Annotated in this window: 19 protein-coding genes; 5 read left to right on the top strand and 14 right to left on the bottom strand. The window is 65.2% G+C overall.

All coding sequences use genetic code 11. The features are described 5' to 3' along the window. Window positions 1–3 precede the first annotated feature (3 nt). From QRQ56_RS18300 to QRQ56_RS18265, 8 genes are all read right to left on the bottom strand, one after another. Window positions 4–489, bottom strand: coding sequence for a FixH family protein (locus QRQ56_RS18300; protein WP_438741967.1), 486 nt, complete (start codon window positions 487–489; stop codon window positions 4–6). Window positions 490–504: 15 nt separating this feature from the next. Then, window positions 505–1,971, bottom strand: a complete 1,467-nt coding sequence (ccoG, locus tag QRQ56_RS18295) for a cytochrome c oxidase accessory protein CcoG (RefSeq protein ID WP_438741966.1) — start codon at window positions 1,969–1,971, stop codon at window positions 505–507. Between the two features lie 123 nt (window positions 1,972–2,094). Further along, window positions 2,095–2,970, bottom strand: a complete 876-nt coding sequence (gene ccoP, locus QRQ56_RS18290) for a cytochrome-c oxidase, cbb3-type subunit III (protein WP_438741965.1) — start codon at window positions 2,968–2,970, stop codon at window positions 2,095–2,097. Between the two features lie 6 nt (window positions 2,971–2,976). Next, the gene (locus QRQ56_RS18285; protein ID WP_015687703.1) at window positions 2,977–3,141 is read right to left on the bottom strand and encodes a CcoQ/FixQ family Cbb3-type cytochrome c oxidase assembly chaperone; all 165 of its coding nucleotides are present in this window, start codon (window positions 3,139–3,141) and stop codon (window positions 2,977–2,979) included. Between the two features lie 13 nt (window positions 3,142–3,154). Further along, the gene (gene ccoO, locus QRQ56_RS18280; RefSeq protein WP_438741963.1) at window positions 3,155–3,889 is read right to left on the bottom strand and encodes a cytochrome-c oxidase, cbb3-type subunit II; all 735 of its coding nucleotides are present in this window, start codon (window positions 3,887–3,889) and stop codon (window positions 3,155–3,157) included. Window positions 3,890–3,899: 10 nt separating this feature from the next. Beyond that, window positions 3,900–5,549, bottom strand: a complete 1,650-nt coding sequence (gene ccoN, locus QRQ56_RS18275) for a cytochrome-c oxidase, cbb3-type subunit I (protein WP_438741961.1) — start codon at window positions 5,547–5,549, stop codon at window positions 3,900–3,902. A 256-nt stretch (window positions 5,550–5,805) separates the two neighbouring features. Then, window positions 5,806–6,231 (bottom strand): CBS domain-containing protein, encoded by a 426-nt coding sequence (locus QRQ56_RS18270; protein WP_438741960.1) that lies wholly within the window; start codon window positions 6,229–6,231, stop codon window positions 5,806–5,808. A gap of 34 nt (window positions 6,232–6,265) precedes the next feature. After that, entirely contained in the window at window positions 6,266–7,099 is an 834-nt protein-coding gene (locus QRQ56_RS18265; protein WP_438741959.1) for a universal stress protein, read from the bottom strand. A gap of 198 nt (window positions 7,100–7,297) precedes the next feature. Between QRQ56_RS18265 and fixL the strand changes: the two genes are divergently transcribed. From fixL to QRQ56_RS18245, 4 genes are all read left to right on the top strand, one after another. Continuing rightward, window positions 7,298–8,815: a sensor protein FixL gene (fixL, locus tag QRQ56_RS18260; RefSeq protein ID WP_438741958.1), complete on the top strand. Its 1,518-nt coding sequence runs from the start codon at window positions 7,298–7,300 to the stop codon at window positions 8,813–8,815. A 17-nt stretch (window positions 8,816–8,832) separates the two neighbouring features. Further along, on the top strand, window positions 8,833–9,447 hold the full coding sequence (gene fixJ / locus QRQ56_RS18255) for a response regulator FixJ (protein ID WP_438741956.1): 615 nt from the start codon (window positions 8,833–8,835) through the stop codon (window positions 9,445–9,447). 73 nt (window positions 9,448–9,520) lie between these two features. Beyond that, window positions 9,521–9,934 carry a response regulator gene (locus tag QRQ56_RS18250; protein ID WP_438741955.1) on the top strand — a complete coding sequence of 138 codons (414 nt, stop codon included), beginning with the start codon at window positions 9,521–9,523 and terminating at the stop codon, window positions 9,932–9,934. A gap of 174 nt (window positions 9,935–10,108) precedes the next feature. Further along, on the top strand, window positions 10,109–10,807 hold the full coding sequence (locus QRQ56_RS18245; protein WP_438741954.1) for a helix-turn-helix domain-containing protein: 699 nt from the start codon (window positions 10,109–10,111) through the stop codon (window positions 10,805–10,807). A 77-nt stretch (window positions 10,808–10,884) separates the two neighbouring features. Here the strand turns inward: QRQ56_RS18245 and QRQ56_RS18240 are convergent, their stop codons facing one another. Genes QRQ56_RS18240 through QRQ56_RS18225 form a run of 4 tightly spaced genes read right to left on the bottom strand, consistent with a single transcriptional unit; the run spans window position 10,885 to window position 16,763 of the window. After that, window positions 10,885–12,171: an MFS transporter gene (locus tag QRQ56_RS18240; RefSeq protein WP_438741953.1), complete on the bottom strand. Its 1,287-nt coding sequence runs from the start codon at window positions 12,169–12,171 to the stop codon at window positions 10,885–10,887. 23 nt (window positions 12,172–12,194) lie between these two features. Then, the gene (locus tag QRQ56_RS18235) at window positions 12,195–12,716 is read right to left on the bottom strand and encodes a PRC-barrel domain-containing protein (protein WP_438741950.1); all 522 of its coding nucleotides are present in this window, start codon (window positions 12,714–12,716) and stop codon (window positions 12,195–12,197) included. Between the two features lie 20 nt (window positions 12,717–12,736). Continuing rightward, window positions 12,737–14,941: an amylo-alpha-1,6-glucosidase gene (locus QRQ56_RS18230; RefSeq protein ID WP_438741949.1), complete on the bottom strand. Its 2,205-nt coding sequence runs from the start codon at window positions 14,939–14,941 to the stop codon at window positions 12,737–12,739. 58 nt (window positions 14,942–14,999) lie between these two features. Continuing rightward, a complete protein-coding gene (locus QRQ56_RS18225; protein WP_438741947.1) occupies window positions 15,000–16,763 on the bottom strand; it encodes an ABC transporter ATP-binding protein in 1,764 nt (587 codons plus the stop codon). A 275-nt stretch (window positions 16,764–17,038) separates the two neighbouring features. Between QRQ56_RS18225 and QRQ56_RS18220 the strand changes: the two genes are divergently transcribed. After that, window positions 17,039–18,109, top strand: a complete 1,071-nt coding sequence (locus QRQ56_RS18220; protein WP_438741946.1) for a glycosyltransferase family 4 protein — start codon at window positions 17,039–17,041, stop codon at window positions 18,107–18,109. Between the two features lie 153 nt (window positions 18,110–18,262). Here the strand turns inward: QRQ56_RS18220 and QRQ56_RS18215 are convergent, their stop codons facing one another. Both QRQ56_RS18215 and QRQ56_RS18210 read right to left on the bottom strand, forming a co-directional pair. Beyond that, the gene (locus tag QRQ56_RS18215; protein WP_438741944.1) at window positions 18,263–20,221 is read right to left on the bottom strand and encodes an alkyl/aryl-sulfatase; all 1,959 of its coding nucleotides are present in this window, start codon (window positions 20,219–20,221) and stop codon (window positions 18,263–18,265) included. A gap of 105 nt (window positions 20,222–20,326) precedes the next feature. Then, complete coding sequence (locus tag QRQ56_RS18210) at window positions 20,327–21,475, bottom strand: diguanylate cyclase domain-containing protein (protein WP_438741942.1); 1,149 nt, start codon at window positions 21,473–21,475, stop codon at window positions 20,327–20,329. Window positions 21,476–21,483 lie beyond the last annotated feature (8 nt).

The following is a 21,483-nucleotide window of genomic DNA, read 5'->3' as shown; positions in this document are numbered from 1 at the left end:
CCTTCAGTTCAGGATCACGCGATTGCGCGACATGAACACGCGCGTGCCCCGCGCCTCGCCTTCGATCACCAGGTCCCACTGGCCCGGCGCGACGGAGGTGGCATCGCCGCGATAGAGGCCGATGCCGGCTTCGGTGAGCTCGACGGCGAGATCGGCGCGCTTGTCGGTCGGCCGCTCCAGGCGCCCGCCGAACTTGAGCCCGGAGATCGGCTGGCCGCCGGCATCGCGCGCTTCGACCTGGACGACGGCGCCGCCGTCGTTGCGGCGCTCGATATGGGCGTTGACCTTCCATTTGCGCGCGGCCTGGTCGTGCGCCGCAGAGATCTCGCGCTCGTAGGTCAGGCCGGCCGCATAGGGGCTGTCGACGTCGGTGCCGGGCAGCGTCGCGATCGCGAGCTTCATCATGGTGACGTTGACGCCGATCACGAGGCCGAAGAAAGCGACCAGCATCATGAAAACCTTGGTTCCGGTCAGCGGCTTGGATGACATGACGCTCTCCTGAACTTACGGCGCGACGAAATTGTCGGTGGCGCTCGCGGCGACGCCGAGGCCGATGTCCATGACGTGGAAGCGGACCGGTATGGACTTCTCCGGATTGTTCTCGGCCGGCGCAGTGACCAGCAGCCGCAGCTCGCTGGTGGAGTCGCGCGGGATCACGATGATCGGACGGTCCGGCGTCACCGAGTCGGCGCCGACGACGTGCATCGTGGGATTAGCCGGCCCCTCTACGTCGATGGCTATGGCACGATCGTAACCGCTCTTGTTCAGCAGCCGCACGGTGTAGGCGTTGCGGATCGAGCCGTCGCTGAGCTTGACCGCGACCGGATTGCGATCATGCAGCACGTTGACGTCGAGCAGGCTGCGGGTCGCGAGCATGTAGACCATGAAGCCGCCGATCGCCGCGATGATCGCACTGTAGACGACGGTGCGGGCCCGGACGATCCGGTAGATCGGCGGCTTGCCTTCCTGGCGGCGGGCGATGTTGACGTCGTTGTCGTAGCCGATCAGCCGCTTCGGCCGGCCGATCTTGGTCATCACGGTGTCGCAGGCGTCGATGCAGAGGCCGCACTGGATGCATTCCATCTGCGACCCATCGCGAATGTCGATGCCGGTCGGGCAGACCGCGACGCACTGGTAGCAATCGACGCAGTCGCCGACCTGCTGTCCGAGCGCGCGCAGCTCGGCGGCCTTCTTGACCGAGGTACGCTTCTCGCCGCGGTCATAGCGATAGGTGACGTTGAGCGCCCATTCGTCGGTGAGCGCGGCCTGGATGCGCGGCCACGGGCACATATAGGTGCAGACCTGCTCGCGCATGTAGCAGGCGAGGATGTAGGTCGAGGCCGTGAGGATGCCGATCCAGATATAGGCGATCATCGGTCCCTGGAAGGTGACGAGCTCCTTCACCAGGGTCGGCGCGTCGTTGAAGTAGAGCACCCAGGCGCCGCCGGTCCACCAGGCGATCATGAGCCAGATCGAGTGCTTGAGCACGATCTCGGAGATCCGCTCGAGCTTCATGGGATCGGACGATTTGTCCTTCTTCATCCGCTCGCGCCGGTCACCCTCGATCAGGCGCTCGACGGCATAGAACAGATCGGTCCAGACGGTTTGCGGACAGAGATAGCCGCACCAGATGCGGCCGCCGACCGAGTTCATCAGGAACAGCGCCACCGCGGCCACGATCAAGAGGCCGGTGAAGTAGTAGACCTCCTGCGGCCACAGCTCGATGAAGAAGAAATAGAAGCGGCTGTTGGGCAGGTCGATCAGCACCGCCTGGCTGGGGGCGCCGAGTCCGCGGTTCCAGCGCACGAACGGCAGGAAATAATAGACCCCGAGGCAGATCGCCATCAGGCCCCATTTGATCCGGCGGAAGGTGCCGGAGACGCTCTGGGGATAGACCTTCTTGCGCGCCGCGTAGAGCGGCCCGACGTCGTCCGCGGGCTTGAGTTCGTTCGGGTTGACGGTCTTGTTCATCGCCTGGAACTTCTAAAAAGAGGTGCGATTAAACCTAGACCCGACATCGCCGCGGCAGTTGATCCAGCTCAAACGGGGGCACTTTTGTTCACCCCCGTCTGAATTCTTTGAGCCGCCGATCCGCTATTTTCCGCCGCCCAGCGAGTGGACGTAGACCGCCATCGCCTTGATGGTGGCGGGATCGAGTCGCCCTTCCCAGGCCGGCATCACGCCGGCGCGCCCTTGGCTGATGGTCTCGATCAGAGCCGCTTCGTCGGAGCCATAAAGCCAGATCTTGTCGGTCAGGTTCGGTGCGCCCATCTCCTGGTTACCCTTGCCGCCGTCTCCGTGGCAGGCGACGCAGTTCTCCGCGAAGATCTTCTCGCCCTTGGCGGCATCGAAGCCGTTGCGGGTCGACAGGCCCGACAGCGACCGCACGTAATTGGCGACCGTGACGATCTCCTCCGGCTTCAGCACGCCGTCCTTGCCGAAGGCCAGCATCTGGCCCTCATGCGTCTTGGCATGACCGGAACGCGCGCCGAACTGGATGGTCTGCATGATCTGGTCGAGCGTGCCGCCCCACAGCCAGTCGTCGTCGTTCAGGTTCGGATAGCCCTTGGCGCCGGCGGCGCCGGAGCCGTGGCAAGGCGCGCAATTGTCGCCGAACACGGTCTTGCCCTTGGCGCGGGCGAGCGCCAGCAAGGCCGGGTCCTTTTCGATGTCGGCAAGCGAGGCCGCGCCCAGCGCCACCATCTTGTCACCGCGGATCTTCTCGAGGTTGGCGAGTTCGACCGCGACGTCGGCGCGCGAGGAGTAGCCGAACATGCCCGTGGTATTGCTGGAGATCAGCGGCCAGGCCGGATAGACGACCCAGTAGCCGACCGCCCAGACGATGGTGAGGTAGAAGCAGATCACCCACCAGCGCGGCAGCGGTGTGTTGAGCTCCTTGATGCCGTCCCACTCGTGCCCGGTCGTGGACTTGCCCGAGACGGAATCGATGTCGCTATGATGGTCGGTCATGGTCTCTCACTCCTCCCGCAACGGCAGGTGCGCTGCTTCGTCGAACGCAGCCTTGTTACGGGGCCAAAAAGCGTAGGCGATAATCGCGAGAAAGATCGCGACGAACACCGGCGTCCAGATCGTGGTCACGAGACCGGACGCAAGATTGTCGAGTGTCAGGATGGCTTTCATCGTTGATGCCTTCTCAGCGAAGATTGGCTTTCTCGTTGTAGATCTTGAAGTCGACCAGGGTGCCGAGCATCTGCAGATACGCGATCAACGCATCCATCTCGGTCGGCGTGCCGGTCTTGCCGTCGAAATTGCGCACGACGGCCTTGCCATAGCGCTTGCTGAAGGCGTCGGCGCCGGCGTTCTCCGGGTCGGCCTGGGCCTTCAAATCGGCACTGGCGCTGGCGATCTGGTCGTCCGTGTAGGGCACACCGACGGTCCGGAGCGTGCGCATGTGGTCGGCGATCGTGCCCGGATCGACCTCGGTTTGGCTGAGGAACGGATAACCCGGCATCACCGACTGCGGCACGATCGCGCGCGGGTTGGTCAGATGGGTCACATGCCAGTCGTCGGAGTACTTGGCGCCGACGCGAGCAAGGTCCGGACCGGTGCGCTTGGAGCCCCACTGGAACGGGTGGTCGAACATGCTCTCGGCGGCGAGCGAGAAGTGGCCGTAACGCTCGACCTCGTCACGCAGCGGCCGGATCATCTGCGAGTGGCAGAGATAGCAGCCCTCGCGGACGTAGATGTTGCGTCCGGCGAGCTCCAGCGGCGTGTAGGGCCTCACTCCGTCGACCTTCTCGATCGTGCTCTTGAGGTAGAACAACGGAGTGATCTCGACGAGGCCGCCGATCGCAATCACGAGGAGGATGCCGACGATCAGGATGATCGAGTTCTTTTCGAAGACTTGGTGGCGTGTCCAGAATGACATTGTGTGCTCCTCATTCCGCCGGCTGAAGAGCGACGGGCATCTGGACTTCCGCCTCGCCGACGCGAACGGTCATCCAGAGATTGTAGGCCATGATCAGCGCGCCGATCAGGAACAGGCCGCCGCCGGCCGCGCGGATGATGTAGAAGGGATGCATCGCCTCGACGGTCTCGATGAAGGAATATTCGAGGAAGCCGAGCGAGGTGTAGGCGCGCCACATCAGGCCCTGAAGGATGCCGGACACCCACATCGCCGAGATGTAGAGGACGATGCCGAGGGTCGCGACCCAGAAGTGCCAGTTGACGAGCTTCAGGCTGTAGAGGCCCTTGCGATTCCAGGCCCACGGCACCAGGCAGTACAGCGCGCCGAAGGAGACGAAGCCGACCCAGCCGAGTGCGCCGGAATGCACGTGGCCGATGGTCCAGTCGGTGTAGTGGCTGAGCGAGTTGACCACCTTGATGGACATCATCGGGCCTTCGAAGGTCGACATGCCGTAGAAGGCGACGGAGACCACGAGCATGCGCAGCACGGGATCGGTGCGCAGCTTGTCCCAGGCGCCCGACAGCGTCATCAGGCCGTTGATCATGCCGCCCCAGGAGGGCATCCACAGCATGATCGAGAAGGTCATGCCGAGCGTCTGGGTCCAGTCAGGCAGCGCCGTGTAGTGCAGATGGTGCGGGCCGGCCCAGATGTAGAGGAAGATCAGCGCCCAGAAGTGGATGATCGACAGCCGGTAGGAATAGATCGGCCGCTCGGCGCGCTTGGGGATGAAGTAGTACATGATGGCGAGGAAGCCGGCGGTCAGGAAGAAGCCGACCGCGTTGTGGCCGTACCACCACTGGAACATGGCGTCCTGGATGCCGCCCCAGGCGATGTAGGACTTGGAGCCGAACACCGAGACCGGAAGCGCCGGATTGTTGCCGAGATGCAGGACCGCGATCGTCACGATGAAGGCGAGATAGAACCAGTTCGCGACGAAGATGTGCGGCTCCTTGCGCTTGATGACGGTGGCAAGGAAGACGAGCAGATAGGCGACCCAGACGATGGTCAGCCACAAATCGGCGTACCATTCCGGCTCGGCATATTCCTTCGACTGGGTGACGCCGAGCAGATAGCCGGTGCCCGCGATCAGAATGAAGAAATTGTAGCCGACCACGACGAACCACGGCGCGAGGTCGCCGGCGAGGCGCGCGCGGCAGGACTTCTGCACCACGTAGAACGAGGTCGCGATCAGCACGTTGCCGCCGAAGGCGAAGATCACCGCCGAGGTGTGCAGCGGCCGCAGGCGGCCGAAGCTGGTCCAGGGCAGATCGAAGTTCAGCGCGGGCCAGGCCAGCTGCGAGGCGATGATGAGGCCGACGAGGAAGCCCGCAATGCCCCAGAACATCGCCATGAACGAGGAGAACTTGATCGGCCCCATGTTGTAATTGGGGCGCCCGTTGATCTCCTGCGGCGGCAGCGCCGCCGGGCGATCGAGGTAGCGGTTGACGATGACGAACACCGCCGCCAGGCTCGCCGCCGCGCTGAGCGCGGCATGGAAGGCGAAGGGCGCGTCGAGCGCCTTGGCCGAAGCGATCACGCAGAGGAAGGCGGTGACTGCGAACACGACAGCCAGGCCGCTTTCACCGATGGTCATGGATTTGGAAATGGAGGGCTGGCTCATGCGGATTCTCTCTGAAAGAACACAGCGCCAGAAACCACATCCCCCCTCACTCGGAATTGATTGAAATCAAGAGCGGCACTTAAGTTCGTCGCAGCCGGCGAAGATCGTGCTGTTTCCCTGCAGATTTCCGCGCCACGTCAGGCGAAGTGCCCGTTCCGCTCGCGAGGCGGAGAAAAAGGTCTTCGCGGCGCGCGAACGAAAACAGCCTCCGTAGAATCACGGAGGCTGCTTTCGATTATCGATCCGGGCCGGTCCGTCAGTCGCGCGCCGTCGCCTTGAGTGCCGCGATGACGTCCTCGCGGGCGATGATTCCGACCAGCTTCTGCGCGCTGTCGAGCACGATGATGCTCCTGATGCGGTGCTCGACCATGATCTGGAGCACCCGCGTCAGCCGCGTGTCGGGGCTGACATAGATGAACTCCGGCGTCATGACGTCGCCGATCTTGCGGCTCATCAGGTCGTGATAGCGGGGCAGCATCTGGCTCGGCGAAAAGGCGAAGCACTTCAGGATGTCGAACTTGGTGACGATGCCGACCACCTGCCCGTCGTCCTCGACCGGATAGGAGTTAAAATCGTCGGTTTCGAACATTTCGCTGAGCTCGAGCAAGTCACGGTCTCGCTTCACGGCCTTGACGTTGCGCGTCATGTAGCCATCGACGGTCTGTTCAAGAAATTTGTACACGGCGCGTCCTCCTCGATTCGATTCCGGCCGGCCGTCAGTGCGACAGCAGCACGCTGCGGGCGGTCTGCGTGACCAGATATTGGGTGACGCCTCCCAGGATCAGCTCACGAAACCTCGAATGGCCGTAAGCGCCCGCGACGATCAGGCCGGCATCGACGTCGCCGGCGACTTTCTCCAATTGCGCGGCGGCGGTTTCGTTCCGGGCGCCTTCGCAGATGCGCGCCGTCGCGGTGACGCCGTGGCGGGCCAGCCAGGCGACGACGTCGGTGACGCCCGCCGTCACGACCGAACGGTCGTCGTCGCGCTCCGGGACTGTGGCGATGGTGACGTCCTTCGCCTTGCGCAGCATCGGCAGCGCATCGGCCACCGCCCGCCGCGCCTCCGGCGTGTCCTTCCACGCCACCAGCACGCTGCGCAGATCGAGCCAGTTGACCTTGTCGGGGACGGCGAGAAGCGGCCGGCCGGCCTGCATCACCAGATCCTTGGGGCTTGCGAGCGCGAACGCGTCGGAAAAGGCCGGGCTCTGCCCGCCGCTGACGACGATGTCGGCGCAGCGTGCCTGGGCCAGGGCGAATCGCGCCGGGAAGTCCATGGCACTGCGCCACTCCGCGTGTCCGCCGCGATTACTGGTGGCGGCGCGGAATTGCGCCTCGAGGCCGGCCAGCCGCCGCTTGACCGAGGCTTCGCCCTCGTCGATCAGCGCTTGCGCCTCGGCGCCGTCGGTGAAATAGAGCGGCGGAGCGAACTGTGCCGCGGCGACCCCGACGATGGCCGCCTCGAATCGTTCGGCGAGCTCACCGGCCACCTGGAGACGCGCCTCGTTCGACTGATCGAGCGCCAGGCTGACCATCACCGTCGCGTACGTCATCGGAATTCTCCACTGCAAAAGCTTTGGCGAAATCTACGCCTGCCTCCGCACATGGGGATGAGATAGATCAAGGAGGCCGCCGGCGTTCGGCTCGCCGACGTCCGGCGAACGACAGAACTTGCCTCCGGCCCGGCCTTGGGCGACATTAGGGAGCGGTAACCGCGTCCGGAGCCGCCGCATCAGGATGAGGAGCATCATTTGTCGCCGACCCGCGTGACGTATTCGCAAGACGATGGTCGGGGCGAGCGTTTTCGCGTTCGGATCGAGGGGTTTGGCGTGGGCACCTGGGATCTCGACCTCGCGACCCGGGAGCTGGATTGGTCCGACACCGCCAGGGCCCTGCTCGGCATCGAGCCTGGTCAGCCTGCGAGCTACGAGCTCTTCCTGTCGCGCCTTCAGCCCGCGGACAGGGAGCGGGTCGAGAGCGCGGTGAAGCGCGTCTCCGAGCGCGGCGGCAGCTTCGACGTGTCGTTCAGGGCGGCGAACGCCTCCGGCAGCGGGCACTGGATTCGCGCCCGGGCCGGACTGATCCGGGACGAAGCCGGCGCGGCCCGTCATCTCAGCGGCATCTTTCTCGACATCGACGAGGAAAAGCAGGTCGAGGAGGCGCTGCGCACCCGCGAGACCCACCTCCGCTCGATTCTCCACACCATCCCCGACGCCATGATCGTCATCGACGGCCTCGGCATCATGCAGCTGTTCAGCACGGCCGCGGAGCGCCTGTTCGGCTGGTCGGAGCACGAGGCGGTCGGCCAGAACGTCAGCATCCTGATGCCCGAGCCCGATCGCACCCGCCATGACGGCTACCTCGCCCGCTACCGCAGCACGAACGATCCGCACATCATCGGCATCGGCCGCATCGTGACCGGCAAGCGGCGCGACGGCACGACGTTTCCGATGCACCTGTCGATCGGCGAGATGGAATCCGGCGGCGAGCCCTATTTCACCGGCTTCGTCCGCGATCTCACCGAACACCAGCAGACCCAGGCCCGGCTCCAGGAATTGCAGTCCGAGCTCGTTCATGTCTCGCGGCTCACTGCGATGGGGGAAATGGCTTCCGCGCTCGCCCACGAGCTCAACCAGCCGCTGGCTGCGATCAGCAATTACATGAAGGGCTCGCGGCGCCTGCTCGCCGGCAGCACCGACGCCAACACGCCGAAGATCGAAAGCGCGCTGGATCGCGCGGCGGAGCAGGCCTTGCGGGCCGGCCAGATCATCCGGCGCCTGCGCGATTTCGTCTCCCGCGGCGAGTCGGAGAAGCGGGTCGAGAGCCTGTCCAAGCTGATCGAGGAGGCCGGCGCGCTCGGGCTCGCCGGCGCGCGCGAGCAGAACGTGCAGCTCCGTTTCAGCCTCGATCCCGACGCCGATCTCGTGCTCGCCGACCGGGTGCAGATCCAGCAGGTGCTGGTCAATCTGTTCCGCAACGCGCTGGAGGCGATGGCGCAGTCGCCGCGCCGCGAGCTCGTCGTCGCCAACACCCGTGTCACCGACGACATGATCGAGGTGGAGGTCTCCGACACCGGATCCGGCTTCCAGGACGACGTCATTCCAAACCTGTTTCAGACCTTCTTCACCACCAAGGAAACCGGCATGGGCGTGGGACTGTCCATCAGTCGCTCGATCATCGAGGCGCATGGCGGCCGCATGTGGGCCGAGAACAATGCCTCGGGCGGCGCGACATTCCGCTTCACCTTGCCGGCAACCGCCGAGAACTGACTGACGAGAACCAATTCATGACCAAGGGACATGTCTACGTCATCGACGACGACGCGGCGATGCGGGACTCTTTGAACTTCCTGCTGGATTCGACCGGCTTCGACGTCACGCTGTTCGACAATGCGCAGAGCTTCATCGACGCACTGCCCGGCCTCGGTTTCGGCTGCGTCGTCTCCGACGTGCGCATGCCGGGGCTGGACGGAATCGAGCTGCTCAAGCGGATGAAGGCGCAGCAGAGCCCCTTTCCGATCCTGATCATGACCGGTCATGGCGACGTGCCGCTCGCGGTCGAGGCGATGAAGCTCGGGGCGGTCGATTTCCTGGAAAAGCCGTTCGACGACGACCGCCTCACCACCATGATCGAATCTGCGATCCGACAGGCCGAGCCCGCCGCCAAGAGCGAGGCCGTCTCTCAGGACATCGCCGGTCGCGTGGCCTCCTTGAGCCCCCGGGAGCGTCAGGTCATGGAAGGGCTGATCGCGGGCCTGTCCAACAAGCTGATCGCCCGCGAATACGACATCAGCCCGAGGACTATCGAGGTCTACCGCGCCAACGTCATGACCAAGATGCAGGCCAACAGCCTGTCGGAGCTGGTTCGGCTGGCCATGCGCGCCGGCATGCTCAACGATTAGGGTTTATCGGATTTGGGCAAATCGGATTGAGGCAAGTCAAGGCCCCTCCCCGGCGCTGTGCTAGCCAAGCAGGATGATCGAGGTCGGTTCACATCATGAACGGGCGTCGTCCTCAGCGCTCCCCACCGTCTACGTGGTCGATGATGATGCCGCCGTTCTGGGCTCTCTGCGGTTCCTGCTGGAAACCGACGGCTTTGCCGTGCGGACTTTCAGGAGCGGCACCGCGCTGCTCAATGCGGGCGGTGCGGGTGGAGCGGACTGCTACGTCATCGACTACAAGATGCCCGACATCAACGGCATCGAGCTGGCCGGCCGCCTGCGCCAGGCCGACGACGGCACGCCCGTCATCCTGATCACCGGCTATCCCGACGAGAACATTTCGACCCGGGCGGCGGCGGCAGGCGTCAAGGACGTGGTTCTGAAGCCGCTTCTGGACGAGAATCTGGTCAAGCGCATCCGCCGGGCCATCCAGGACCGCACCCGCTAACTATTTATTCAGCATATGCTTTTTCGAGGATCGCGGAGCGCGCTGGCAAGCGGATTCGGGTCACGCTCCGACCTCCGGAATTCTACGTAAGGGACCCCCCCTAAGATATCGCTCGAAATTTTCGAAGCCCCCGATACCGCGTACCAAGGCGTCATCACAACGGAGATGGCGCAGATGCTCACCCAGAACCTCAACACCCAGGCGATCAACACCCAGGTCGTCGGCAAGATCGCCCCTGCCCATCCCGTCACCGACCAGTTCGGCGCCATCACCGGCCATGTCGGTCTGGTCGCCACCGAGTTCTCCTACCGCAAGGACGAAGAGATCTACGGCGAGGACGAGCCGGCCGAATACGTCTACCAGGTCGTCTCCGGCGCAGTCAGCAGCTACAAGCTGCTGTCCGACGGCCGCCGCCAGATCGGCGCCTTCCATCTTCCCGGCGACGTGTTCGGCCTCGAATCCGGCCCCGCGCACCGCCTTGCCGCCGAAGCCATCATCGACACCACTGTGCGTCTCGTGAAGCGCGCCAGCCTCGAGAAGGCCGCGGGCACCGACGTCCAGGTCGCTCGCAAGCTCTGGGCGATGACCGCCGGCGAGCTGCGCCATGCCGAAGACCACATGCTGCTGCTGGGCCGCAAGACCGCGATGGAGCGCGTTGCGACCTTCCTGCTCGAAATGGACCGCCGCCTCGCCGTTGCCGGCATGATGGCGCTGCCGATGTGCCGTCGCGACATCGGCGACTATCTCGGCCTCACCCTCGAAACCGTGTCGCGCGCGCTGTCGCAGCTTCACACCCAGGGCATCCTGGGCTTCTCCGGCGCTCGCCAGATCGTGCTGCGCAACCGCCAGCGCCTGCAACATCTCGACGCCTGATCTTCGCCGATTTTCCTCCTCCCTACTGACTTGGCCGGCCGAACGCGTTTCGGCCGGCCTTTTTCTTTTGGCGACGATCATGCCGTGCGCCGCGTCTCCGGCATCACGAAGAGAATCAGCAGCAGCCCCGTGGCGGCAACGCCCGAGAGCCCGATGAACGCCGTGGCATTGCCGAACTTGTCGCTGACATAGCCGCCGAGCACCGTGCTCAGCGACGCGCCGATGCCCGTTGCGGTGCCGACGATCCCCTGCGCCAGATTGAAATGCCCGCTGCCGAAGGCGACGTCCGCCACGATCAGCGGAATCATCACCGCGAACACCGCAGCCGTGATGCCGTCGAACAGTTGGACCGCGACCAGCAGATACGGATCGCGCACGGTCGCGAACAACAGGCCGCGAATCGCAAGTGCGCCGAAGCCGATCAGCAGCAGCGGCCGCCGGCCCCACGCTTGCGCCTTGCGCCCGACCGTCGGCGACAGCAGCGCCACGATCGCCTGCGGAACGACGATGCAGAAGGCGACGAGCACCGTCGCCCATTGGGCCGACCGCGCCGTCACCGCGCTCGCCATCAACGGCATCATCGAGGCGTTGGCGAGCTGCAGCAACAGCACGCTGAGCGCGAAGATGATCAGCGGACGCTGCCGGATTAGGTGCCATATATTGGTGTCGCCGCGCTCGGCGGCGTCGGGCGGCATCTCGCCGTGACAACGCCTGATGTCGACCTCGTTCTCGCGGATGCGCGAGAGCGCGATCAGGGTCGGAATCGCGAGCAGGAAGGTGACCAGGAAGACCGAGCGGCTCGACAGCAGATAGCCCGCGGTGCCCATCACCGCTGCCGCGACGCCGTTGCCGAGCGAGGCGAAGCGCGCGTTGCGGCCGAGCCGCTCGCCGATCGCGAACGGGCCGACGAGACCGAGGCTGATCGCCGCGATCGCCGGCCCCAGCACGCAGCTCGCCGCCGCATGCAAGGTGGCGGCGGCCACCACGACGGGGAAGATCGGCATGGCCGCATAGGCCAGCGCACAGGCGCCGATGGTCGCGATCGCAAGGCCCGCGACCAGTCGCTCCGATTTCGCGGCATCGATGATCGCCCCGCCCGGCATCTGCCCGATCAGGGCAACGATGCCGCCGATCGACAGCACGAGGCCGATCTCGACCTGCGTCCATTTCTGGGTGGTCAGATAGACCGCGATAAAGGGGCCAAATCCGGTCTGCACGTCGGCGAGGAAGAAGATGAACCAGTCGAGGCCGCGCAGGCTCTGGCGCGACGGCGCCGGAATGCTGGCGGCCGCCGGCGCGACGACGTTGTCCTGTTCAACGCGGCCCTCGCGATCTGCAGGGTTCGGCTTCCTCGACAACAGCACAGGCGGTCAACCCTCCCTGCACCTCACTGGATCGATTGCAGCGGTTGAAGGCTGCCGGACGCGCCGAGCACGACGATCGGCGTGTCCTCCTTGTATTCCGGCGCGGCCGCGACCTGCGCCTTGGTCAATTCCAGCGTAATGCTGTCCTTCTTGTTGGCGATCTTGCCGAAGCGCAGTGCGTTCCAGTCCACCACGATCTTGCGGCTGCCGACGCCGAGAAACCCGCCGAAATCGATCGCCGCGGCGCGGACATGGCCGGTGCGATCGACGATGACGTCGACGATGCGGCCCATGTCCTCGCCGGCCGCGCTGCGCACGTCGCGGCCGAGTACGCCATGGGCCTCGCTCGCGCCGATGATGGTCACCGACGGCGGCGGGGCGGCGTCCTTCGGCGTGACCGCCACGGTCGAAGCCGGCGGCTGCCCTGCCGCCGGCGCGGTCGCTTCGGTCTGGCCCGCGGGCTGATCCTCCGCGGCACGTGATGGCGCGCCCGCAAGGCTCGCGACGAGGGTCACTCCCAGTAGCAATGCTCGGATCGCACGCATGACGTCCTCCTTGCGCGCCGCTAGCGCGCCAGCACGATCGAGACCTGAATCTGGCCACGCGTGCGCAACACCTCCAGCGCCACGTCGTCACCGTGGCGGCTGACGCGAAGATCGACGCTGGACTCGCCGAGGCGCAGGTCGCGCAGGATCACCTCGTTGAGGAACGCCGGCAGATGCGGGTTGCGCAGGCGAATCTCGCCGCGCGCTACGTCGAACTCGAGGCCGAGCGCCGCCTCCAGCAGCGTGAACGGCGTCGCGCTGGCCCAGGCCTGCGGCGCGCATGCGACCGGATAGAGCGTCGGGCCGCGCCGCTTCTCGCGCCGGAAGCCGCAGAACAGCTCGGGCAGCCGGCGCAAATCCATGTAGGTCGCCGCGTCGAACAATCCCCTGAAGACGTGCGCGACCGAGTGCTTCAGGCCGTAGCGCGCAAGCCCGAGAGCGATCAGCGCGTTGTCGTGCGGCCAGATCGAGCCGTCATGATAGGACATCGGGTTGTAGCGCACCTCGCCCCGCGCGACGGTGCGGATGCCCCAACCAGAGAAGAAATGGGGCCGCATCAGATCGGCGGCGACGAGCCGGGCGCGATCCTCGCGGATCATGCCGCTGAACAGCACCTGACCGGCGTTCGAGGTGCGTACCTTGCACGGCCGTTTCTTGCCGTCGAGGGCGAGCGCATAGGTGCCGAGCTCCTCGCACCAGAACGCCTTCTCGAACCGCTCCGCCAGCGCCCTGGCGTCGGCCTCGAGCTTGCGCGCACGATCCGGCTTGCCGAGCCGCAGCGCGCAGCGCGCAGCGAGCTGCTTGGCGGCGTAGACGTAACCCTGAACTTCGGCGAGCGCGATGTTGCCCTCTGCGAGCTTGCCGTCGGCGTGGAAGATCGCGTCGTACGAATCCTTCCAGCCCTGGTTGGCGAGGCCCTTCTCGGTCGCGCGCTGGTATTCGACGAAGCCGTCCTGATCGGGGTCGCCGGGACCGTCGATCCAGGCCAGTCCCGCCTCGATTGCCGGCCACAGCTCGATCAGCGTGGCCTCGTCGCCGGTGCGCTCGAAATAGCTGCCCGCGAGCAGGACGAACAGCGCGGTCGAATCGACGCTGCCGTAATATTGCGAGAATGGCACCTCGCCGAGCGCCGCCATCTCGCCGCCGCGCATCTCGTGCAGGATCTTGCCGGGCGCAGCGTCCGCGACCGGATCGACCGTCTTGGCCTGAAAATGCGCAAGGCGCCTGAGTACGCCCTTGGCGACGCGCGGATCGACCCAGAGCATCTGCAGCGCCGTGATCAGGCCGTCGCGGCCGAACGTCGTCGAGTACCAGGGAATGCCGGCATAGGGATAGCGCCCCTGCGGCGTCTCCGTCATCAGCATGTTGAGGTCGGCCATGGCTTGGCACAGCACCTCATTGAAGATGTTGTTGGAGGTCTCGATGCTCGCGGCGCCCATGGTGGACTGCCGCATCTCGCGGCGGTGCGCGAGCAGGCCGCGGAAGAAGCGCGCCGGCTTCTCCGCGAGCGGCCGGTTGCAGGACACGGCGACGAACAGCGATTTCGATTCATGCGGGTCCAGCTCGATCTGCCAGCTCGCGGCATTGACTGACAGCCGCGTCGGGCGCGGATCGAAATGCAGGCCCGTGGTACGCTCGGCGTCGTCGAGCCCGCGATACTCGAACAGCACGTCGGTCGGCCCGAGCAATTTGCTCGTGCCGGTGCCGCGGCGCGGACGCCGCTCGCCGCGCACCTCGAACAGGTCGGCAAAGTCGTTGTCGAACAGCAGGGTCAGCTCGAAGCTGGCCCGCGCGTCGCCATGATTCTGCACGCCGATGCGCTGATAGGCGGTGCCGCGCCACAGGAAGATCGTGCGCACGATGTGCAACAGATCCTTCTGAAACACCAGGCGGCCCTGACGGTAGATGTCCGGATTGGTCAGATCGACGGACAGCGCCGAATTGTCGTCGCGCAGATTGGAGCCGAGCAGCAGCGGCTGGAGATCGTCGAGCACGAGCTCCAGCCGCGCCAGATAGCGCGTGTCATGGTGGAATAGGCCGTCCGGCCCGCCGGCCGAGGCGCCGATGTCGCCGTGGCTGTCGAGCACGATGAACATGTCGTCGTGCTTGAGGGACCGCCGCGGCCGGGCCGCAGGCCCGGTCATCGGGATGTAGAAAGTCTGCTCCGCGACGGCGTCCACCGTCTGCGATACGGAGATGATCTGGGTTACGGCTTCGGCTGCCATGAGCTGCTCCCCTGCGCCTTGTTTGGAAACGCAACCAACGCGAACGCGACTGTTGAGTTTACGCGGCGAACTTCGCGAGCCGGCTCATTTCCTGCGTCACCAGCTCCCGGTAAGGACCGTGGCCCTGCATCAGGCGGTCGGGCGCGCCGTCCTCGATGATCTTGCCGTTCCTCAGCACCAGCACGCGGTCGAAATTGCGCAGCGTCGCCAGGCGATGCGCAATCGCAATCACGGTGCGGCCGCGCATCAGGCGCGACAGAGCCTCGCGGATCGCCTCCTCCGATTCGCTGTCGAGCGCCGCGGTGGCCTCGTCCAGCAGCAGGATCGGCGCGTCCTTCAGGAAGGCGCGCGCGATCGCGATGCGCTGGCGCTGGCCGCCGGACATCTTGACGCCGCGGTCGCCGACCATGGTGTCGAGCCCCTCGGGCAGGGTCTCGACGAAATCGCAGCGCGCCGCGATCGCCGCGCGCAGCACCTCGTCGTCGGTGGCGTTCGGCCGGCCATAGCGGATGTTCTCGCGAATCGAGCGATGAAACAGCGAAATGTCCTGCGGCACGACTGAGATCGCCTCACGCAGGCTCTGCTGCGTGACCATCGAAATCTCCTGGCCGTCGACGGTGATGCTGCCCTCGTCGGTATCGTAGAAGCGCTGCAGAAGCGTGAACAGCGTGGACTTGCCGCCACCGGATTGGCCGACCAGGCCGACGCGCTGGCCGGGCTGAAGGCGCAGGCTGAACCGCTCGAAGATCTTGTCGCCGCCGGGATAACCAAAGGTAACGTTGTTGAACGCGATCGCCGCGCCGCTTTTCACCAGCGGCTCGGCCTCGGGATGATCGCGCAGCTCGTGCGGCACCAGCAGCGTGGCGATCGCCTCGGTCAGGCGCGCGACGTGCTGGGTGACGTCGACCAGAGCCACCGCGAGATCGCGCGTGGCGCTCAGGATGGAGATGCCGAGCGTGCAGACCAGCACGACGTCGCCGGTGGTGGCCTCGCCCTTCTGCCAGAGCGTGACGGCCCAGGCCATCAGCGCAACCGTCAGGAGCACGGTCACGCCCGCATGCAACAATCGCAGCTTTTCCAGATAGCGCAGGCTGCGGCTTCGTGCGGTCAGTTCCCGGTTCACAGTGGCGTCGAACCGCTCGTGCTCGTGGCCGATGCCGCAGAAGGCACGGACCAGCGGCATGTTGCTGATGACGTCGATCATCTCGCCGTCAACAGCGGCGGCCTTGTCGGCGAAATCGTCGTGAAGCGGCTTGCCGGCGGCGGCGAGGCGGAACATCGCGAGCACCATGCCGCCCGCAACGACGGTCAGGCCGAGCGCCATATAGGGGCTGACGGTTCCAATCAGCGCGATTGCCGCAATTGTGGCGATGCATGGCGGCAACACATTCCAAACGAACATGTTCTCGACCGTGAACACCGCGTTCGACGTCGCCGTGATTCGGCTCGTCAGCATCCCCGGCATCCGATCCGAGAAATAGCTCGGCGCGTGGCCGGTCAGATGACGAAATATGTCACGTCGTAAATCACCCGTGACCCGGACAAAGGTGAAGCTCGCTGTCCAGCTTGCGATCCGCCAGAGAAAGTTGTCCGCAGCGATCAGCGACATGAGCAAAATGAATGCGAGCCATACCGCGCCGCCTTGCGAGGGACCCGCAGACAAGGCGTCGACAAGGGATTTGACTCCGTACTGAGTGCCTACGGAGCAGGCAACCGCTGCAACGACCGCGGTCAGGATCACGACATGCGATGCCATTCGCATCCGAAGATAGCGCAAGACAAAGGCAAATGGCCTGCGCGCGTATCCAGAGAGATGATCCATATGGCTATCGCCCCATTATGCTGATGTTCGTTTTGTTTCTGATCGACTGAACATCGACCAGTTCGCCTCGGTTCCCGGGCAACGTCATCACGACATGCGGATGCGGACGATGTGCGAAGATGTGATGGCAGCATCGCGACGAACGCCGCACGTGGCGAATAAGTAACGTTCGAAGGGAGGAACTTCGCAACTGCGGGAACGTTCCCTTGGCTGGCATTGCCGGTGCCGGCACTCGGGGGCTTCTACGATCATGATCGCACAAAGGAGATGGTGAGATGCGCATCGCGCAGGTTGCTCCGTTGACGGAGGCTGTTCCACCCAAGCTGTATGGCGGCACCGAGCGGGTGGTGCATTGGTTGACGGAAGAGCTGGTGGCCCTTGGACACGACGTGACGCTGTTTGCCAGCGGCGACTCGCAGACATCGGGCAAGCTGGAAGCATTGTGGCCGAAGGCGCTTCGCCTCGACGGTTCCGTACGCGACCCCAACGCGCTGCATATGGTGCTGCTGGAGCGCGTGCGGCAGAAATGTGACGACGAGGAATTCGACTTCCTCCACTTCCATCTCGATTATTATCCGTGGTCGCTGTTCTACCGCCAGCCGACGCCGTTCCTGACCACGCTGCACGGCCGGCTCGATCTGCCGGAGCACCAGCCTGTCTTCAACACCTTCTCCAAGATGCCCGTCATCTCGATCTCCAATGCACAGCGGCGTCCGGTGCCGCAGGCGAATTGGGTACAGACGATCTACCACGGCTTGCCGGAGAAGCTGCTGACGCCGAAGCCGGCAAAACAGGAATACCTCGCGGTGCTCGGCCGCATCGCGCCCGAGAAAGGCGTCGACCGCGCCATCAAGATCGCGACCCATTGCGGCATTCCGCTGAAGATCGCGGCGAAGGTCGATCGCGCCGATCAGGATTACTACGACGAGTTGATCCGTCCGATGATCGAGAACAATCCGCTGGTGGATTTCATCGGCGAGATCAGCGACCACGAGAAGTCTGATTTCCTCAGCGGCGCGCTCGGACTTCTGCTGCCGATCGACTGGCCGGAGCCTTTTGGCCTCGTGATGATCGAGGCCATGGCGTGCGGCACGCCGGTCGTCGCCTTCAACCGCGGCTCGGTGCCTGAGATCATCGACGAGGGGCTGACCGGCTTCGTCGTCGAGGACGTGCTCAGCGCAGCCGGTGTCGTCGGTCGCCTCGCGCAACTCGACCGCACCGCGATCCGTAAGCAGTTCGAGACGCGCTTCACCGCGCGGCGCATGGCACTGGACTATCTCGCCGCCTACCGAACTCTCGCCGAGGAAACGGCGCCGCGGATCAAGCTGGTGAGCAGCGCGGAGTAAGGGTTGCTCTCACCACAAGGCACACTGTCATGCCCCGCGAAGGCGGGGCATCCAGTACGCCGCGGCCGTCGTTGCTCCACAACTACCGCCGCGGAGTACTGGATCGCCCGGTCAAGCCGGGCGATGACAGAGAGCTTGTAGAAGCCGTTCGCGCTACTTCACCACCGTCCGCTTCGGCTCCACGATCTCGAACATCCGCGGAAACTCGTCCATCAGGCCCATCAGCTCGGCGAGCTTCATCGGATTGCCCGACAGCTTGACCTTACCGGCGGCGACGGCTTCCGGAAAGCTCGTCAGCTTCGCGATCACCTCGTCGAGCGTCGAGCGGGCCAGCGTGAAGCTGGCGTCCGCGTCGTCCGCCTGCGCGCTCTCGGTGTAAGTGAGCGCACAGTTCTCCAGATTGAGGACGAAGGTCTCGCCGGTATCCGAGAAGGTCCAGTTCAGCACGATGTGCTTGCCTTCCGCCTTCGGGCCGTTGAGCCGAATCCCCAGGACGTCCCAGAGCTGCGCGGTGCGCAGCGCGGCCAGCGTCTCGCGGGGCATCGGCGGGCGGGCCGGCACCTTCGGCATGCCCTGCCGCAATTCCTGCGCGCCGAACAAATAGGCGTTGCGCCAGGTTGCGCTTTCGGCGGCGTAGCCGAGCTGCTCCAGCGTGTCGGCGAGCAAGGCGCGCGCGGCCGCGTTGTCCGGCTCGGCGAAGACCAGGTGACTGAGCGCCTGCGCGACGAAGCGAAACTCTCCCTTGTCAAAATCGGCGCGCGCCCGTGCCAGGATCGCGTCCGCCCCACCCATGTACTCGACATACTTCTTGCCCGACTCGACCGGCGGCAACGGATCGAGATTGACCGGGTTGGCGTCGTACCAGCCGAGATATTTCTGGTAGATCGCCTTCACATTGTGCCGGATGTGGCCGTAATAGCCGCGGCCATGCCAGGCGCCCTCGAGACTGTCCGGCAGCTGGATGGTCTCGGCGATCTCGGCGGCCGTGAGGCCGTGGTTCATCAGGCGGATGGTCTGGTCATGGGCGAATTTGTAGAGGTCGCGCTGCTGGCGGATCATCGTGCCGATGCGCTCGCGTCCCCACACCGGCCAGTGATGCTGGCCGCACATCGCCTCCGCCTTGCCGTCCCAGAGCTGCAACGCCTCGCCGAGATATTTCGACCAGGCCAGCGCATCACGCACGTCGGCGCCGCGGAACGGCAGCAGATTGTGGAAATTGTGCGTGCAGTTTTCGGCGAGGTTCAACAGCTTGTAGCGCGGGATGAAGAAGTGCATCTCCGCCGGCGCTTCGCTGTTCGGCGCCATCTGGAATTCGAACTCCACACCGTCGATCACGCGCCGGTCGCCGGTCGCCATGATCAGGTCGGTGGGACGCAACAGCGCAACCGATCCCGCCGCCATCGACTTGCCGAGGCCGCAATCGACCTGCCCTCGCGGCCCCTTGGCGAGCAGCGGCCCGAACTGGTACTGCGCCCGGCGCAGCATGGCCGGTCCCGCAATGATGTTCTCGGAGACGGCATGCTCCATGAACAGGTTCGGCGCGATGATCGGCACGCGTCCGGTGGCGAGCGCATCCTCTTCCAGCACGCCGCGCGCGCCGCCCCAATGGTCGGTGTGGGTGTGCGTGAAGATGACGGCCGCAACGGGCTTCAACCCGCGATGCCTGAAATAGAGATCGAGCGCGGCGCGTGCGCCTTCGATCGAGGTCAGGGTGTCGACGACAATGACGCCATTGTCGCCCTCGATCAGGGTCATGTTGGCGATGTCGAGCCCGCGCACCTGGTAGACGCCCGGCACGACCTCGAACAGGCCGTGCTGCATGTTGAGCCGCGACTGCCGCCACAGGCTCGGATTGACCGTGGGCGGCGCCTGCTCGTCGGACAGGAAGCCGTAAGGCTCGAGGCTCCAGACCGTCCGTCCCTGCGGGTTGGTGATCGCCGCGTTCTCGATCGTGCCGAGGAAGCCGCGGGCGGCATCATCGAAATCCCGCCTGTCGGAAAACGGCAGGGCGTCCAGCATCGCCTTCTGCTGTGCGATGACGGAGGGCGTCGCGTCTTTCGGCTCGTTGCTGGCGTCTGTCACGTCTGTGTACTCCCGGCTTGTCGCGGGCATCTAACCGCATCTCGCAGGCGAATGCCATTGCCGGCGAAGGTGAGAGCACAGTGGATTTGTCTTCGTTTTTCCCCTTGTGGAGAAGGCGGCACCGTGTCTGCGCGCTTACGCGGCCATTCCTTCGGCCAAGGTCGTTGCAGCTTCCGCCACCCGCAATTCCCGCGCCAGCACATAGCCGCCGCGATGTTGCTTGGCGCGGTATAGCGCCTTGTCGGAGCGCGACAGCAGCGCCTCCGCCGTGCGCCCGTCGTCCGGCGCGACGGCAACGCCGACACTGACGCCGAGCTCTATCACCTGTCCGTCGACGTCATAGGGCGCGCTGATCGACTGCACGATGCGTCGCGCCATCGCCTCCGCATCAGCCGCCGCAGCCTGGACCAGGACGAATTCGTCGCCGCCCATACGGATCAGGAGGTCATCCTGCATGGCGAGCGCCTTGAGCCGCGCGGCGACCTGTTTCAGCAGCGCGTCACCGGCAGGATGACCGAACCGGTCATTGGCCTCCTTGAAGCGGTCGAGATCGAGCGTATGGACGGCAACCAGCCCGGCTGACAGCATCAGGGGCAGGTCCGTCGCCAGCACCGAGCGATTGGATACGCCGGTCATCGAATCCGAGCGCGCGAGCTGCTCGAATTGGCGCTTCAGCGTGATCTGGCTGATCGAGGCGTTGAAGCTCAGCCGCACCATCTCGAAACTCGCGGCCACATACATCAGAATGAGGAGCCCGAGGCCGAAATGGCGCAGATCCGGCTGCATGAAGGTCACGATCGCGGCGGGCGCGGCGATCGCGACGAGGTCGAGCAGCGCCGCGAAAGGACGCAGCGCGAGCCGTGCCACTACGCCGGCGCCAAAGCCGAATCCGATCCCGATCGCCATCACCGAGCAGAGTGCATCGCCCAGCACGATGCTTCGCGCTGCGAACACGCCGAGCACCAATGCCGTCGCAACGGTGCCGACGATGTAGCGCCGCTCCCAGATCGCGGCCTCGGCCCGAGCAAGCTGCAGCGGCTGCGCGAGGCGGCGGCGGAATGCGATGACTTCGAACAGACGGACGATGGCGATCACGATGCCGGCGATCGTCAGGCCGGCCGTCACCTCGTCGCCCGTCTCGTAAGTCGTGATGCCGCCGACCATCGCCTGGCAGGCCGCCGCGAGAACCGTGGGCATCGTCGTGCCGTGAAGGCCCGTGATGACCTCCAGATGAACGGCGTCGGAGATCGACGCCCGTCCGTTTTCCATTCTGTCGAACAACATGCCTGCCC

It is taken from the genome of Bradyrhizobium sp. U531, assembly GCF_051710265.1.
Classification (GTDB): Bacteria; Pseudomonadota; Alphaproteobacteria; order Rhizobiales; family Xanthobacteraceae; genus Bradyrhizobium.
This window is presented reverse-complemented; position numbering and strand designations above follow the sequence as displayed.